16 protein-coding genes are annotated in these 16799 nt (G+C 64.6%); all 16 read right to left on the reverse strand.

Annotation, left to right across the window (positions count from 1 at the left end):
- Positions 1 to 135: 135 nt before the first annotated feature.
- Positions 136 to 324, reverse strand: coding sequence for a hypothetical protein (locus tag HWX25_RS02275; protein WP_175906802.1), 189 nt, complete (start codon positions 322 to 324; stop codon positions 136 to 138).
- A 60-nt stretch (positions 325 to 384) separates the two neighbouring features.
- Positions 385 to 1569 carry a thiolase family protein gene (locus HWX25_RS02280; protein WP_175906804.1) on the reverse strand — a complete coding sequence of 395 codons (1185 nt, stop codon included), beginning with the start codon at positions 1567 to 1569 and terminating at the stop codon, positions 385 to 387.
- A gap of 161 nt (positions 1570 to 1730) precedes the next feature.
- Complete coding sequence (locus HWX25_RS02285) at positions 1731 to 1916, reverse strand: rubredoxin (RefSeq protein ID WP_059532220.1); 186 nt, start codon at positions 1914 to 1916, stop codon at positions 1731 to 1733.
- Complete coding sequence (locus tag HWX25_RS02290) at positions 1913 to 2836, reverse strand: alpha/beta fold hydrolase (RefSeq protein ID WP_175906806.1); 924 nt, start codon at positions 2834 to 2836, stop codon at positions 1913 to 1915. Before HWX25_RS02290 ends, HWX25_RS02285 begins: the two co-directional genes overlap by 4 nt.
- The gene (locus HWX25_RS02295; RefSeq protein WP_175906808.1) at positions 2836 to 3933 is read right to left on the reverse strand and encodes a fatty acid desaturase; all 1098 of its coding nucleotides are present in this window, start codon (positions 3931 to 3933) and stop codon (positions 2836 to 2838) included. Before HWX25_RS02295 ends, HWX25_RS02290 begins: the two co-directional genes overlap by 1 nt.
- Positions 3934 to 3946: 13 nt before the next feature.
- Entirely contained in the window at positions 3947 to 4267 is a 321-nt protein-coding gene (locus HWX25_RS02300) for an acyl carrier protein (protein ID WP_059532229.1), read from the reverse strand.
- 55 nt (positions 4268 to 4322) lie between these two features.
- Complete coding sequence (locus HWX25_RS02305) at positions 4323 to 5306, reverse strand: acyl-CoA desaturase (RefSeq protein WP_059532232.1); 984 nt, start codon at positions 5304 to 5306, stop codon at positions 4323 to 4325.
- A gap of 24 nt (positions 5307 to 5330) precedes the next feature.
- Positions 5331 to 6290: an acyl-CoA desaturase gene (locus tag HWX25_RS02310; RefSeq protein WP_175906810.1), complete on the reverse strand. Its 960-nt coding sequence runs from the start codon at positions 6288 to 6290 to the stop codon at positions 5331 to 5333.
- 49 nt (positions 6291 to 6339) lie between these two features.
- Positions 6340 to 8133 (reverse strand): fatty acyl-AMP ligase, encoded by a 1794-nt coding sequence (locus HWX25_RS02315; RefSeq protein WP_244138724.1) that lies wholly within the window; start codon positions 8131 to 8133, stop codon positions 6340 to 6342.
- A 73-nt stretch (positions 8134 to 8206) separates the two neighbouring features.
- Positions 8207 to 9625, reverse strand: coding sequence for an MFS transporter (locus HWX25_RS02320; RefSeq protein WP_175906812.1), 1419 nt, complete (start codon positions 9623 to 9625; stop codon positions 8207 to 8209).
- 4 nt (positions 9626 to 9629) lie between these two features.
- Positions 9630 to 10547 carry a hypothetical protein gene (locus HWX25_RS02325; RefSeq protein ID WP_175906814.1) on the reverse strand — a complete coding sequence of 306 codons (918 nt, stop codon included), beginning with the start codon at positions 10545 to 10547 and terminating at the stop codon, positions 9630 to 9632.
- A complete protein-coding gene (locus tag HWX25_RS02330; RefSeq protein ID WP_175906816.1) occupies positions 10544 to 11548 on the reverse strand; it encodes an aromatic ring-hydroxylating dioxygenase subunit alpha in 1005 nt (334 codons plus the stop codon). Before HWX25_RS02330 ends, HWX25_RS02325 begins: the two co-directional genes overlap by 4 nt.
- 77 nt (positions 11549 to 11625) lie before the next feature.
- Positions 11626 to 12708, reverse strand: a complete 1083-nt coding sequence (locus HWX25_RS02335; protein ID WP_175906818.1) for a fatty acid desaturase — start codon at positions 12706 to 12708, stop codon at positions 11626 to 11628.
- Between the two features lie 108 nt (positions 12709 to 12816).
- On the reverse strand, positions 12817 to 14202 hold the full coding sequence (locus HWX25_RS02340) for an NAD(P)/FAD-dependent oxidoreductase (protein ID WP_175906820.1): 1386 nt from the start codon (positions 14200 to 14202) through the stop codon (positions 12817 to 12819).
- Between the two features lie 171 nt (positions 14203 to 14373).
- Complete coding sequence (gene fabF / locus HWX25_RS02345; protein ID WP_175906822.1) at positions 14374 to 15666, reverse strand: beta-ketoacyl-ACP synthase II; 1293 nt, start codon at positions 15664 to 15666, stop codon at positions 14374 to 14376.
- A gap of 94 nt (positions 15667 to 15760) precedes the next feature.
- The gene (locus HWX25_RS02350) at positions 15761 to 16369 is read right to left on the reverse strand and encodes an acyl-homoserine-lactone synthase (protein ID WP_244135238.1); all 609 of its coding nucleotides are present in this window, start codon (positions 16367 to 16369) and stop codon (positions 15761 to 15763) included.
- Positions 16370 to 16799: the final 430 nt, after the last annotated feature.

Genomic DNA, 16799 nt, shown 5'->3' on the forward strand with positions numbered 1-16799 from the left:
CCGGGGCGGACCGATTGTCCGGCTGGCGTCAGGTCGATCGCGCTCGTGTGCCTGAACGACGGTGTCACCGCTTGGCCGAGCGCCGACGTGTTGCCGGAAAGGCGAGCCGCTTCCTCGGCGGCTCCGAATCGCGCCCTATTCATTCGGAGGCGATACGCCCTTCCCGACATAACTCGCAATCGCCTCCAGCACGCCGAGGTCCAGGTCTTGCACGCGCTCGGCGCCGAAATGGGACAGCCACTTGCGCCAAAGCGCAGTCTCGGCTGCCGTATATCCGGTCGCCGCACGAGGGTTCGTATCTTCCAGTGCTGAACGCTGGTCCATATCTTCTCCTTGATTGACGCGAGCCGGGGCGGTTGCCGCCGCCCCGGCATCAGAACGCCGTTAGACGGATTCCAGGGCGAGGGCGATACCCTGGCCGCCGCCGATGCACAACGTCACCATGCCGCGATTCACGCCATCGCGGCGCATCGAGTGCGCAAGGCGGGTCGTCAAAACGGCACCGGTTGCGCCGATTGCATGACCGTGCGCAATCGCGCCGCCTTCGACATTCACCCGTTCCTCGTCGATGCCGAGTTCCCGCATGACCGCGATCGGCACGGCGGCAAACGCCTCATTGATCTCGAAACGCTCGACGTCCTTCAACGACCACCCGGCACGGGCGAGCGCCATCTTGACGGCCGGCACCGGCCCGAGTCCGAACATGCCCGGCTCCACCGCCCCCACCCCATAGGAAACGAGCGTTGCGAGCGGCTCGATTCCACGCGCGTCGGCATACTGCCGATCCGCCACGATCATTGCCGCCGCACCGCTGTTCAATCCGGGCGCATTGCCCGCAGTGATGGTGCCGTCGGAGCGAAACGCGGGCTTCAGCCTGGAGAGCGACTCGACCGTCGTGTCAGGCCGCGGCTGCTCGTCGCGCTCGAATTTGACAGTCTGTTTCCGCCCCTCGATTTCGACCGCGACAAGCTCCGGGTCGAACGCCCCGCGTCCTTGCGCCTGCGCGAAGCGCTGCTGCGAACGCTCCGCCCACCGGTCCTGCTGCGCGCGCGTGATCCCCATCGCTGCAACGAGGTCCTCCGTGTGCCATCCGGAATGCTGGTTGGAAAACGCGTCGACGAGGCCGTCCCCGAGCATGCTGTCGACGATCCCGGCATGCCCCATCCGATGGCCCCATCGCCCGCTTTCCAGCAGATACGGGGCGCGGTCCATGTTTTCCATTCCGCCCGCTACCGCGACCGAGCCGAATCCAAGCCAGATTTCCTGCGCCGCATTCACGATGGCCTGGGCGCCCGAACCACACACTCGATTGACCGTAAGCGCAGGCACGGCCACCGGTACGCCGCCCCCGATGGCCGCTTGACGCGCGGGGTTCATCCTGTTTCCTGCCTGAATGACGTTGCCCATCACGACCGCCGCCAATTCCGCCGGATCGACGTTGCTGCGACGTACCGCTTCGCGGACCGCGACTGCGCCGAGCGCCGTCGCAGCAACGTCCTTCAACGTGCCGCCGAATGCGCCGATGGGCGTTCTGACGGGACTGCAGATCACTACCTGTCGTGCAACCATTTCCACACTCCATTCAAAGGTGGGTTCCGGCGGATCGGATGGCACCGCCGCCGCACGAGTCGCCTGCCGGGAAGGGATGCCGCTTCGCCTGCCCGGCACGCGTAACAACTGCGATTGCGCGGTCGAACACGAGGAAAGGCGACGCGCGCCTCTCCATCACGTCAGATCGACACCATTTCGAAATCTTCCTTGCCGACGCCGCACTCCGGACATTTCCATTTGGCCGGAATGTCTTCCCAGCGCGTTCCCGGCGCGATGCCGTCGTCCGGCGCGCCCCGTTCTTCCGAATAGATCCAGCCGCACACCAGACACATCAACGTGCGCATCTCCACCGCAGTCGTGCTCATCTCGCCAACTCTCCAAAATTCGACGTCTGTCGCATCACAAACTCGCGCACCTGCTCGCGTACCCTCGCGTCCGACAGGATCCGCCCATGCCCCGCGCCCGGGGCCGGCCACAGCGTCGCATCCTGCAGGCCGGCCACTACCCGCTGCGCCTCGCAGTACGGCACCACCGAATCGGCCGGATCGTGCACGACCAGCACCGGAACGTCGAGCGACGCGCCGCGCGCGAGAATGTCCCAGTGGCTGACCGGTACGCCGTTGCGTCGATGCAGCTCCGCAAAAATGCGCTCGACCACCGGGCGCTGGAACGCCATGTCGCGGCTCGCCCAGCGCTCCAGCACCTCGGTCAACCCGCACGTCGGGGCGATCAGCACGATGCAGCGCAACGATGCGCGGCGCGAGCGTTCCGCCAGTGCGGAAACCGCCGCGATCGAACCGAGCGAATGCGCGATCACCACGTGCGCGCCGTCGATCGCGTCGAGCACCGCGCCGGTCGCGCGGGTGAACTGCGTCATCGTCGTATGCTTGCCCGGCGAACGACCGTGAGCAGGCGCGTCGAATGACGCCACCGAGAAGCCCAGGTTCTGCATCGGCTTCACGAAGCTCAGCATGCTGCTGCTGTCGGTGCCCCAGCCGTGCACGAGCAGCACGCGCGACGCCCCGCCCTCCCAGTAATAGGCCCGGTCGATATCCGCATTGCCCTCGATCGGCGTCTCCGTGGCGCCGAGTGGCACCCGATCGCTGACAGGGAGCCCGTAGCCGCGCGTGAAGCCGAACGCGTCGGCCGCCCGCCTTCCGGCGAGGCGCGGCGCGAAGGCATTCAGCATCCCGAACGCGCGACGGCGGAGCCGCACGCGCAACGATGGCGCATTCGCCTTGCGCCGAGCGATCGGCGAGACTTCCGTATGGTTCACGGACACCATCACCGGCCCTCCGCCGCCGTACGCGCGCCGACGGGCACGGCTTCCCGGGACAGGCTCCGGTAGTAGCCCGACTCGGTGTCGTAGAAATGGCAATGACGAATGACGTGCCAAAGATCGCCGAACGTGAAATCCTTTTCGCGGATCATGCCGGGGAACGCCTCCTTGAGCGCCGCCTGGGCCTTCGGCAAGTTGTAGAACGGTACGATCGGCGCGACGTGGTGCGCCGTATGCACCGAAATGTTGTGCGTCATGAAATGCAGCCACTTCGGATACCGGTAGTCGGTCGTCACAAGCAGGCGACTGGCGTTCGGCGTCCAGTGCTGCGACGGCAGGAACGGGATGTCGTCCGACGTGTGGTGCATCAGCGTCGTGGCGCTGAACCACGCGTGAATCATGAGCCACGGCACGACGAAGTACAGGAACAGGCCCGTGATGCCCGTGAAGTAGATCAGCGCCGGGAAGTAAAGCGCCGACGCGATCAGCACGAACGCAATCGAGCGTTTCACGTCGCGCCGCATCTCGCGCTTCGGATAGAAGCCCGGACGGAATCCCGACTCCTTCCAGTAGCTGACCGTGCCCGCCCAGAACAGCCACTTGCGCGTACCGGCGTACTCGAGACGCTTCAGGAACGACATGCGATCGTAAAGCGGCGCGGGAATGGGCCGCCAGTCCGTGTCGAGTTCGAGGTTGTTGGTGTTCGCGTGATGCAGGTTGTGCGTATGGCGCCACGCGTGGAACGGATACAGCAGCGGCAGAAGCGACAAATGCCCGATCGCCAGGTTGAACCATCGAGAGCGGGAGAACGAGTTGTGCCCACAATCGTGCGCGATGCAGTGCAGCCCCCAGCCGCCCAGACCTGCGAGCAGCCACAGCGGAACGTAGAACAGCCAATGCGGTGCGTACGCGATGCCGACCAGCGCACCGATGTACGCGGCATAGCTCACCACGAAACCAAGAACGCCGCGCCACGCGCGCGGCTCGTACAACGACTTTGGAATCGCGTCGGTCAGCCGTACGCCCTCGAGCGCTTTCGACTTCTTCAGGAATTCGTCGAAACGCGCGGGCGGCGCGCTCGGGAAGGTGTATTTGCTTGTCATGTCGATCTCCCGCTTATGCAGCCTGCAAGCCGAGCTCGGTCGACAGGTGGCGCGCCAGTTCGTCGATGCTGTTGTGTTCGAACAGCAGCGCCGGGGACAGCCGCTGCTCGACGACCTTCTCCAGATCGCCCGACACCTGCACCGCGACGATCGAATCGAGGCCATATTCGTCGAAGCGCTTCGCGGGGTCGATGGCAGCCCGGTCCACCTTCAACTGCCTGGCGAGCCGGTCGATCAGCCAGCTTCGAATCGACGCTTCGGTGAGGGGGCCGATATCGGCGGCCACCGCCTTCTTGCGGCCGAACAGACCACCCAGAATTCCAGCTTGAGACATGATGAAAAATCCTTCTATACGAGGGAAATGAACGAAATGACGACGGCAATCTTCTTCAATACGGCTGCTTGGCGAGCTTGCGGATTGCGGCAGGCCCGGGTTGGCGCAGGTCCCACACGACGCCCAGCTTGCCGAGCGTCCACAACACCCACGCGCTGAGATCCGGCTCGTACCACTTCACCGAGTGGCGATATGACGCCGGGAACGCGTGGTGGTTGTTCTGCAGGCCTTCGCCGAACGTGAACACGGCGACCGTCCAGTTGTTCGCGCTGTTGTCGTCTGTCTTGAACGGCCGTCCACCGAACATGTGGCACACCGAACCCACGCACCAGGCAGCCTGGTTGGCCAGGAAAATCCGCGCGAACCCGCCGAACAGAAGGCCGTTCCACGCGCCGTGCCAGGAGCCGGCAATGGCGCCGCCGATCCCGGCGGGCAGCACGAGACCGAGCACGATCCACCAGACGTAGGTACGGTGATAGAAAAACAGACGGCGATCGCGCAACACATCGGGGGCGAAGAACGTCCAGCCCGATACGTCCGCAGCCAGCATCCACGGCATGTGCGCATACCAGAGGCCGCGCAGCTTGGCGAACAGCCCCTGTCCGACCAGGTTCGGCGAATGCGGATCGCCTTGCTGGTCGCTGTACAGATGATGACGACGATGGGTCGTCACCCAGAACATGATCGGGCCTTGGGCGGCCATCGACCCGCAGATCAGCAGCAGTCCCTCGAACCACTTCGAAGTCCGGAACGTCTTGTGAGCGAGGTACCGATGGAAGCCCATCGTGATCCCGCCCATGTGCAGAAAATAGAACACCCCGAACAGCACCAGATCGGTGACGGTGAAGTCTCCCAGCACGAGTTGGCGTGCCGCCAGCGCAAAGCCGGCGAGCGGCACCAGCATCACGGCCAGGGCGGTATAGCGCTTGATGCGCGCCCCACTGCCCTTTAGCGGCGAAACACCGGGGATCTGACCGTCGGCGGCCGACAGCCCGCCGGCGGCAGTCACGCCGGGTGCAACCTGAATCGACGAATTCATAGGATTCTCCAAACGCTAACAGGATTACGGCGAAGTTGAGTGAGCCGCCGCGCGGCGCTTCGGGGCGTAGCGCACCTCCGTGACGAGCCCCAGCGCGTCGAGCAGGCGGATGATCCAGGCGGAGGGATCGAGTTGCCAGAACGCGTGATCGTTGTTGGCGAAGGCCGGCTGCGCGTGATGGTTGTTGTGCCACGCGCCGCCCACCGAAACGATGGCGAGCAGGCCCAGATTGCGACTGTGGTCGCGCGTCGCGTGCGGACGGGTGCCGATGGTGTGGCACAGGGAATTGACCGCCCACGTCGATTGATCGAGCAGGAAGATTCGCGCGAGACCACCCCACAGGAAGCCGCCGACGGCCCCGAACAAGGCCTGCCCGGCCGGCGCGAGCAGCGCACCCGCGAGCGCGGGGATGGCGAGGCCGAGCATCACCCACCACGCGTATCGAAGATTGAGATTGACGATCAGGCGATCGCGCAGCAGGTCCGCGGCATACGCACTCCAGTTCTCGCGCCGCACCGTGAACAGCCAGCCCACGTGACCGTGCCAAAGGCCCGCCAGTCGGCTCGGCTTGCCGTGCCGGTTCGCGCGCGGGCGCGGCGAATGCGGATCGCCGTCCTGATCGGTGAACGCGTGATGCATCCGGTGCGTGGCGGCCCAGAACAGGATCGGCCCTTGGGCGGCCATGCTGCCGAGTACGCCAAGCATCACGGTGACGATCGGTCGCCCCTTGAACGAGCGGTGCGAAAAATATCGATGCATGCCGGTTTCGACGCCGATCGCGGTCGAGAAATACATCACCGCCAGCAGCACGAAGTCTGTCGCGCGCATGCCGTATATCCACGTGTAGGCGATCGCCAGCGCGAAACCGAGCGCGGGAATGCCCACGGTCAGATAAGCAAGCCGGCGTGCGCGCACGTCGGTGTCGGCTTCCGCGACAGCGGCGGTTGCCGGTGTGCGCGAAGCCAGGGAATCCGCTTCAGCCATGACTGGCTCCGAAGAAATGGAATGTGAAGATGAAGTGTTGGCGGACGGCTTACGTGCGTGCTTCGAGCACGCTCAAGCGACCTTGCTGGAACGCCTGCTTGCACGCTTGCCGGCGCACCTTGCCGCTGGTCGTGAGCGGAATCGAGCCGGTCGGTCCCAGGTGCACCACCGCCGGTGACACCCCGTGGTCTCGCGTGACCGCCAACGTAATCGCCGCGCGCACCTCGCGCATTTGCTCGGTATTCAGTCGGCGCGAGCGCTTGAGTTCCGCAACGATGACGAGCGACTCAGAAGGACCGCCGTCGATCGAGAACGCCACCACACCGTTCGTGCGAATCGCGTCGTGCGCCGATTGCACCGATCCCTCGATGTCGTTCGGATAGAGATTGCGCCCGGCGACAATCACGATGTCCTTGATCCGACCGGTCACGAACAGCTCGCCGTCGTTCAGAAAGCCGAGATCGCCCGTGCGTAGGTAGCGCACGGATCCGCCCTCGCCATCTCCGTCACCGGGCGTGGCCGCGAAAACGTCGGCGCTGTCGCCGCGGTTCAGATAGCCCGCGGCGACGTTCGGGCCACTGAACCAGATTTCACCGATGGTCCGGTCAGGCTGTACGTGCTTCGTCTCAGGGTCGACGATCAGCAGCCGATGCCCGACCGCCACCGGTCCACACCCGACCAGCGTGGTACGCCCGCGCACATCGGATTCCGGCGCGCGTAGCTCGCACCTGCCGTGAGCAAGTGCCTCCTTGTCGACATCGATCAGGGTCATCGGCGAACGCCCCACCTTGCCGGATACATAGAGCGTCGCCTCGGCCATGCCATAGCAGGGCACCACGGCGCGGCGCTCGAAGCCATACCGGCCGAAGCGCGCGAAAAAACGTTCGAGCGTCGCGTGGCTCACCGGCTCCGCGCCGCAGAATACGTGCTGCAGCGAGCCGAGATCGAGCGTGTCCGCCTCTTCTTCGCTGATGTTGTCGACGCACAGGTCGAACGCGAAATTCGGCGCGACGCTGGTGGTCACGCGATAGTCGCTGATCGCCTTGAGCCAGCGATACGGCCGCTGGACGAAATGCTGCGGCGACAGGATCACGAGCGGAAAACCGCTGAACACCGCGAGCAGCAGCGCGCCCATCAGTCCCATGTCGTGATACGGCGGCAGCCACGTGCATCCGACACGGTCGCGATCCGGCCCGATCCGTTCGGCGATCACCGCGCAATTGCTGACGAGATTCTCGTGCGTGACGACTACGCCCTTGGGCTCGCCCGTCGATCCGGACGTGTACTGAAGCAGCGCCGGCCGGTCCAGGTCGACACGCCACTCCAGCGAGCCCCCAACGCCAAATGCCGAAGCTTCGATTTCGTGGAACGCACTTTCGTCGAGCGTCAGCAACGCAGGCGCGGCACGCTGACCGCCGTAGAGCTCGTCGAGCGGTGGCTGCAGTGAGCGATGAAGCTTGCCGGCGATGACCACGTCCGGGTGAGCGTCGCGACAAATCGATGCGAAGCGGGCCACCGCGCGCGCGCCGGCCGGTGGAAACGAGGGTACCGCGGTGGCACCCGCCAGCAGAATGCCGAACAGCGCCGCGACGTAACCCAGACCGGGTTCGAGCAGAAGCAATACGCGCCGGTCGTGCAACGGGTGCTGCAGAACCATGTCCCGCACATGGACAGCAGCGGCGGCGAACTGCCCGTACGACCAGCTCACGACATCGTCCTCGCCGTCGCGAAGAAAATGAAATGCGATCCGCTCCGGCGTTTGCTCGGCACGCTCTCGAAGAATGTCGAGCAGGGACGAGCGCTCCGCTGTCGCAGCGGAGGGGAAAATACTACCGGTCATCATGAGGCCCTCGGATAATCGATGTTGTTTTTGTGAAAGCTTTGTACGCGAACCGTTGCCGGACGATCCGCGCCCCTCAGCGTGCCACCGCGGATGCAAGCGCTCGAGGTCGCGTATCCACCGGCGCGCACAGGATCGCGGTAGCCAGGCCAAGCGCAATCTGCAGATAACAGAGCGTGTGGAATTCGGCGAGGCGCGTTATCGCGTTACCGGTGATGGCGACCGTCAGCGCCACGCCGAACACGGATCCCACCTGGCGTATCGCCTGGTTGACGGCCGAGCCGACACCGAATCGCGCCGGCGGCAGATGCGCGACGGCCGCCGCGGACAGCGAAGGCATGACCATGCCGACCCCCAGCCCGGTGAGGAGCGCGCCCGGCAGCCACGCATGCACATAATCCGGATTGACCCCAGGCACCAGCGCGAACCATATGCTCGCTGCCGTCGAGATCAGGCTGCCCGTCACCAGCAGAACCCGGTGCCCCGCGCGCGCCGCGAACCGTCCGCACACGATCGCCGTCGGAACGACGAGCAGCGGCCCGGGGCTGCCGGCCAGTCCCGCACGCGTCAGCGAATACGACCAGACTCCCGTGGTGAACAGGAACGTCTGAAAGAACATCATCGCAAAGCCGATCGCGAAGCACAGCGAAGCCAGATTGATGTAGCAGTAAGTCCGATCCCGAAACAGCGAGAGATCGATTGCCGGCGACCGTACCGTGCGAGCCCATGCAACGAATGCCGCCAGCATGCCCATCCCGCCTGCGATCGCGAATGCGACTTCCGGCGAAGTCCAGCCGACCGCCTCGGATCGCACCAGACCGACCGCGATGGAACCGACGCCGAGGATCAGCAGGACGACGCCAACCAGATCGAGCGGTGCACCGCGCTCGGGATCACGCGACTCGTCGAGAATGCGCCATCCTTGCCATAGCGCGATTGCGCCAAACGGCAGGTTGAGAAAGAAAGCCCAGGGCCAACCGAAGCGATCCACCATGAACGAGCCGACGCTTGGACCCAATGCCCCGGCCACCCCGCTGACCGCGCCCCACAAGCTCACGGCCACGGACCGCTTGCCGACCGGAAACGCCGCGAGCAGGATCGACAGCGATGCAGGCAACAACAGCGCCGCCCCCGCGCCTTGCACCGCACGCATTGCCCAGAGCATCTCGACATGCGTGGCGATGCCGCAGCCGAAAGATCCTCCCAGGAACATGGCGAGTCCAAGCAGGAACGTGCGCTTGCGTCCGCGCAGGTCGGCGAGGCGGCCCGCGGGCACGAGCAACGCGGCGAAGACGAGCGTGTACGCGTTCAGAACCCACGACAGGCCGGCAGAGTCGGTATCGGGAAACGCCCGTCGCAAAGCGGGAAATGCCGCATACAGCACGGTTACGTCGATCGAGACGAGAAACACCGCGACACTGGCGATCCAGAACACCGGCCACGGCGAAATCGCGCTCGGCTGCGCCTGCGCGGCGGACACGCTGGGTCCGTTCATGGACTTATACCTCGCGAAGCTGAACGGGCGTCACGTCGTCATTCGATTCGGATTCCGATTCGGATTCCGATTCGAAATACGACCGATCGAGAAACGGGAGCGTTCGCGCCCGCATCCGCGCCTGAAACAGCGCGACGACCGGCCACGGGCGCATCGCCATTGCCATGCCCTTGACCGTGCGCGCATCTTCCCAATAGATGACGTTCGCCACTTCCAGCGGCAGCCCGCCGACCTCGCCCGTCCAGAGGCTCAGCGTCGTGGCGTTTGCCGACAGACGCGGCCCGCTCGCACGTCCGCCGTAGACCGCCATCGAATGGCCGCACACGCGCTCGACGTCGTCACGGCCGCGAATCGGTTTGCAGGCCACCGGGCTGGTCAGAAACATCTCGTCGACGATGGGGAACGGCAACTTGGCGTCCAGCACCTCGTCGGCAGGTATCGGCGGCAACGCCGTTTCGATTCCCGGCGGCAGCACCCACGCGTCTGCGTCGACGAGATCCCGGCTCGCGTCATACAGCGCCCGGCGCACCGGTGCGGGAAACGAGCCAAGGAAGATGTCGACCTGGATGCGTGTACCGGACCGGCGCGCCACCGTCACGCCGCGAATCCGGCGACCCTGGAAGAGGCCGTGCCATTCGCGCCCGCCGATGTCCGCACCGCTCCACGCGTTTTTCGACTCGACTTCGGAAAAGATGCCGGCGGCGGCCGTCGCAAGACGCTCGACGCGGTCGCGACCGACGATCTCTCCGAACGTCATGGGATGCAGCAAGCCGACTTCGTCCTGCGTCGACATTCCGAGTTCGCTGAGCAACTCGCCGACATAAAGGCTGGACTGTCCTTGGTGACGCATCGTCGCTTCCTTCTCGATCATCGTCGTTTCCTCTTCCGCGTGCGGCACGCGCTCCGTCCCGACGTGCGTCATACGGCCGCTCGAATGGATGCGTTCGCACCCATTCGCTCCAAGATCCGCCGCGCGGCGAACGCCGGGCGATCGAGCTGGATGTCGATCATCGGCGCCGTGGGGCTCCAGTTCGCCTGCAGGCTCTCCGCGACATCCTTGTCCTCCATCACGGTGGCGAACACTTCCTTCGCGGTGAACTCGGTAAACCGCTCGTTGTCGACGTCGAAATCGCGATGCATGCCCACGAACACATGAGTCGTGGTATCCGTGGCGGGCGTGAAGATCGTCGTCGTATAGACGTGGAAGACCTGGCCGCTCGAATCGTCGCAGGCGTGAGCCCTCGTTTCGACCCGCGTGTTGCCGATGGGCCAGTAGAGCACCTCCTGGAAGCGGTCGATGTAGTCGAGCTTCAGGATATGGGTGTAGAGCGGCGGCGTCTTCTCGCGGCGCAGGTAACGGCGCACCCGGACTTCATCGTCGTTGATCACGATTTCGGGCGGCGTCTCGACGATGTCGAGCGAGCCGAGCGTCTTCGCATGCACGAAGGCGGCGTGCGAAATGTCGAGGATGTTGTCGATGCCGAACAGGTAGCTACACGCGATCGTGCAATAGCTCATCTTCCCGGCAAGCTCGGGCGCCGAACAGACCCAATGGTTGGGGATCGCCGCCTCGTCGACCTTGTCGGGCTCACCGGTCCACAGCCAGATGAAGCCGTATTTCTCGACGGCGGGAAACGACCGCACACGTGCGCCCTTCGGGATCACGGTCTGGCTCGGAATGCTGACGCACGCACCGGAGCAGTCGTACCGGAGCCCGTGATACCAGCACTGGAGTTCGTCGCCGACCACGCGCCCCCGCGATAGCGGAACCTGCCGGTGCGGGCACCGATCCTCGAGCGCGACGATCTGATTCGCCTGCGTACGGTACATGACGATCTTCTGGTTCAGAATCGTCCGGGCAAAGGGCTCCCTCTGGACTTCCGCTGAAAGTGCTGCTGCGTACCACGCATTCTGGATAAACATGATTCCTCACTTTGCTACATGGGCGGCGGTGGCACACCGACGCGAGCTCGCGTCGCCGTGTGCGCTCGTGATCGGTTCTATCTGCGCGCGACGGCGACCATCCGTTCGTCGTCCCGGGCGTCGGCTCCGGCCGCTTCGCGATCGAGACGGCCGTCCGCCATCTGCTCGAGAAATTCGTCCGACGCGGACTGCAAATTCACGCAGGGATACTGAAAGCGGCCGGTCGTATAACGAAGCGCGCCAAGGAAGGACGGCTCGACCGGCGCGCCTTCCGCCTCGAACAGCCCGTGCGACGCCAGATACGTGTGAAGCGCGGGCAACCGGTAGCACGGGACGGCCGGATACTGGTGGTGTTCAAGGTGGAAGTTGCTGCCGAAGAACAGCGCCGTATAGATCGGCGACGTGTAGCTGCGACTGTCGCGATATCGCCCCGGCACGGTATCCGTGTGTTCGATGTATGCGCGAATGGTGCTGAATACGTACACCCCGATATACGGAATCAGCATGACGGTGAAACCGAGCCACAGCGAGCGATGCCAGATGAATCCATAGGCCGTTATCGCGCACAGGCTCAGCGCGATGTTGATCCGCGAGATCCAGCGCATTTCGCGCTGGCTGAACGGCAACCGCGTGTTCTCCGGCCACGGCAAACCTGCCGCCATGCGCGCGGCGTTCCGAGTGTAGATCCGCACGCCCTTGGAACGCGCGAGAAAGAAGCGCGACCAGAAGGTTCTGTACTGCGAATAGATCTGCACATCCGGATCGATGTCCTGACCGGTGAAGCGATGGTGCTTCCAGTGCGTCATGCTGAAGCCCACGATCAGGAAGCCCGGCACCAGCGACGAGCAGATGAGCGCCAGCGCGGCGCTCACGTACTTGTTGCGATGCAGGTTCGTATGCATCCCCTCGTGTCCGACGAAGGTCAGCAAATGCATGCCATGTCCGCCGATCACACCCAGGACGATGGCCAACGCAATTCGGACCGGCGTCGACATCGGGATATCGACGACGGCGAATGCCACTGCGGCCGGAATCAGGAAGAACGCGAGCGCGTGCGCCAGATAGAGGATCGTGGCGACGGCGCTGATCCGGTGGAAGTGCCGTGGCAGCTTGAGCCGCGACAATGCGACGTCACTGTCCAACGTGGCTGCGATGGTCATGGCCTCTCTCCTCGATTGATGCGATGCAGTGCCGGCGATTGGCGAACGTGCCGCGCCGTGGCTTGAAATCGCGTGGCCGCAACGACCACGCACCGCTGTTGCGCGCGTTCAAATGGATTCCCCGACCGACGCGACGTGCTCGGCGCCGGCGGCAAACGATTCCAGCTCGTCCGACTCGCGCACGCGGGACCGCCGGGCGCGCGCCTCCTCTGCGATCTGCACGCGCCGCGCCATCTCGGCGCGAATCGCCTCGCCTCGCCGGGACATGTCGATCAACGGCTGGATCACGCCCGTTTCGCCGCCGGCCATTGCCTCGTCCGCCCACTTCTTGATATCGCTCGGATCGAATACGGCAAACGGCGAGCACTGGCGATTCTGCGAAGCGAGCAAACGCGCCTGCAGTTCCGGATCGTTCGCAAGCTTGCGATAAAGGATCCGGCTGAGCGGATTGTTGTGGCCGAGTGCGCCGCGGCCGCGCGAGTATTCGAACAGGTCGATCGAGGTTGCGTCGCGCTGGCGCCAGTAGCACTCCAGCGCATGCTCATCGCCCTCGACGATGGCCTGGGCGAGCGAACGCGCATCGCGAAGTGCGTCGGTAATCCCGAATCCCGGCGACGGGTCCATGAAGAGACCCGCATCGCCCACGAGGGCCCAGCCGGGTCCTGCGGCCTGACGGAAGAAAAAGTGCAGCTTCAATGCGCCGAGCACCTTGCTGGCGGGCGCGTCGGCAACCAGCGGCGCCGTGTGAGGGTTGCCCTTCAGCGTCTCCGTGAGCTTCTCGAGCACACGGCCCTTCCATTCCGGCAACTCCATTTTCGGGAACGCCACCCCGATCAGCAGCAGGTCACGGTTGGTCGGAAAAACGAAGACGATGTCGTCGCCGAAGGTGCAGTTCATCGCTCCGCCGCGATAGCGCGGATCGGTGTCGAACCAGTCCGGCCGCGGCCAGTACGCCCAATACATTGCACGCGGGCCGTCGTAGCCGTGGTACTCCTCGGCACCGACGAGATCCGCCATCGTCGAGTGCTGGCCATCCGCGCCCACCACGACCCGCGCCCGGATCTCTTCACGCACGCCGTCATGTTCCACCACGGCGCCCGTCACCCGTTCGCCGTCGCGCAACAGACCGACCAGCCGGGTCCGCGTGCGGACCTGAGCCCCCGCCGCCCGCGCCTCCTCCAGCAACAGCGCATCGAGATCCATCCGACGCGGACAGGAGCAGCCTCCGCCGACGGGATACTCGATGCAGCCGAGCACGTCGTCGCCCCCATACATCATGCTGGGCACCGGCGGCGCGAAACGGCGAACCTTGTCGCCAAGCGCCAGTTCGTCAAGGAGCGCCATGCCGTAAGGCGAAATCCAGTGCGTGGACAATGGCTGGTCGCTCGGGAGATTGCTCGCATCGATTGCCAGAACGCGCTTGCCGGCGCGCGCCAGATGAATCGCGAGCGTGGCGCCCGCGCAGCGAGCGCCGACGATGAGGGTGTCTAACACGGAGAATTTCCTTCGGATAACGATCGGAACCGGAATGGCACGTGACGCGACCTCGCCATCGCCGTCACCATCGAGTCGATGAAGAAGCGGCGAACCATGGCACAGCGCCGGACACGGACGACACGACGTACTTGCGAAATCGGACGCGTACGCGAAGCCGGTGCGCGTTGCTCAATGCGCGCCTGCGGCGCGATCCGACGGATATCGCTTGAACAGTACCGACGCGTTCACGCCACCAAACCCGAAACCGTTGGACAGCGCGATTTCGACGGGAACGTGCCGGGCAGAGGGGCCGATCAGATCGAGTCCGGCGGCCGCCTCGTCGGGGTGCTCGAGATTCAGCGTTCCGGGCAGCACGCCATCCCGCAGCGCGAGAATGGAGAACGCCGCCTCGATCGCGCCGGCCGCCCCGAGCAAATGCCCGGTCGCCGACTTGGTCGATGAAATCGCCGGGCCGGCGCCCACGCCGAAGACCGTCTTCAGCGCCTCGATTTCTCCGGAGTCGCCGACCGGCGTCGATGTCGCATGCGCGTTGACGTAGTCGACCTGCTCCGGGGCGATGTCGCCCATCGCGAGGGCCAGTTTCATCGCGCGCATGGCGCCGGATCCGTCGTCGGGCCCGGCGGTCATGTGGTAGGCGTCCGCCGTGGTTCCATACCCGATGATCTCCGCGATCGGGCGGGCACCACGCGCGATGGCGTGGTCGAGAGACTCGACCACCAGCATGGCGGCCCCCTCGCCCATGACGAATCCATCCCGCTCGCGGTCGAACGGCCGCGACGCGCGAATCGGCTGATCGCCGAAGCCGGTCGACAGCGCTCTCGCCGCAGCGAATCCGCCCAGGCTCACCTTGTCGAATGCCGCTTCCGCGCCGCCGGCCAGCACGACATCGGCCTCGCCGTTCCGGATCAGGCGCAGTGCATCGCCGATTGCCTGCACGCTCGCCGCGCAGGCAGTCACGGGACAGCCGATCGGCCCGCGAAACTGATGCTTGATCGAAATCTGGCCGGCTGCCAGATTCGACAGAAAGAACGGAATGGTGAACGGCGACAACCGGCGCACGCCGCGCGTCTCGCCGATTCTCACCGCCTCGGCCAGGCCCGGAAATCCGCCGATGCCCGACGCGACGACGGTGGCCGTCCGCTCGCGCTGATGTTCCGCCTGTGGCGCCCATCCCGCTTCCGCGAGCGCCTCATCCGCGGCAACCATCGCCATCTGGATGAAGCGGTCCATCTTCCTCAGCTCCTTGTTCGGCACCGAGCTCTCCGGATCGAAACCGCCGTCAGGGTCGTCGGCCTTCGCCGGTACGGTCCCGCCGACCTTGGCGGGCAGATCGCCGACGATCTCGTCACCGAGCCGGCGAAGCCCCGACGATCCGCCGATCAGGCGCTGCCACACCAATTCCTTGCCGCAACCCAGCGGAGACACAATGCCGATACCGGTTACCACCACTCGAAGCGTCATTTCACATTCCTCTCGCGGACCGGGACTTGCCGAGCCACATCGTTAAGCTGTTCATCTTCATGCGCACCTTTTGAAACACTGCATGCACGCCCAATCACACGGCTTGCTCGAACGCATGCGACGCACGCAGACCGCGCGGCATGTCGAGCGGCACGCCGTACTCCGATCCGTCGAGGTCCAGCGCGGAACGCGTCTGTTCATCGATCTCGATCCAGAACGGCAGAGTCGGCTTGCCTTCGATCATTTGGGGCGGCGCGGCGCGATGCACATTGACACCCATGCGCTTCAGAAGCCGTTCGTTACCGATCACGGAAAATGCAATGAGACGGTTCGCGCCATGTGCGTGCGCGACGCGGACGATTTCGGACATGAGCGCGCGCGTGTTTTGCCACGACGCTTCGGCAGTCAACGACTCGCCGCGCGGCATGCTCATCGCGAAGCGGGACAACTCCCAAACATCGCGCGCCCGGGGAAGAGAAGCGTCGCCCATCAAATCCGAAAAAACATTACCGAGAAGATAGGGCTCGTCGGTCGGCAGCAATCGACCGCAACCGACAATTTCACTATTGCGATCGCAAGCGACAACGTAAAGCGTGTCCGCGTGATCGAAATCGTCAAATTCGATGCCATTGTCAGTCGGCAATGACCAACCGAGTTCCTGTATGAAGACCTTATGCCGAAACTTCGCGAGTCGATACATCATCTCGCGACTCAAATCAGCGCTTCGCCCCGACAATAAAGTCAACATCTGAAAGCCCTCTCTCTCATCTCAGAATTGTTAGCGCGATTGAACCCGAAATTGCCGCGACAACATAGCTGCCCGAATGGGCAGGTCACGCGCTTTGGACGAGGCTCATCGCGCCGAGTGGGCTGAAGCACGCCGGCGGGAAAACGGATTCTGGATTTAACTGGCGAGGGGAAGCGGGGCGCTTGCGAACAAACATCGCGAGCACGCCTGTCATGAACGGCTCGAAGCACGGCTCGCGTGGTGCCGTGTCACGGCATGGATAATCGTGCCGCCATCGAAACTTCGCTGAGGCCGATGAGGACGATCGGCGGAAACTGGCGGCTGCGCGGCACGAGACTTTAACGGCGAATCATTATTTACTCGCCGAGAAATAATGAGGCACCTT

The organism is Burkholderia sp. BCC1640 (assembly GCF_902833125.1).
Classification (GTDB): Bacteria; Pseudomonadota; Gammaproteobacteria; order Burkholderiales; family Burkholderiaceae; genus Burkholderia; species Burkholderia diffusa.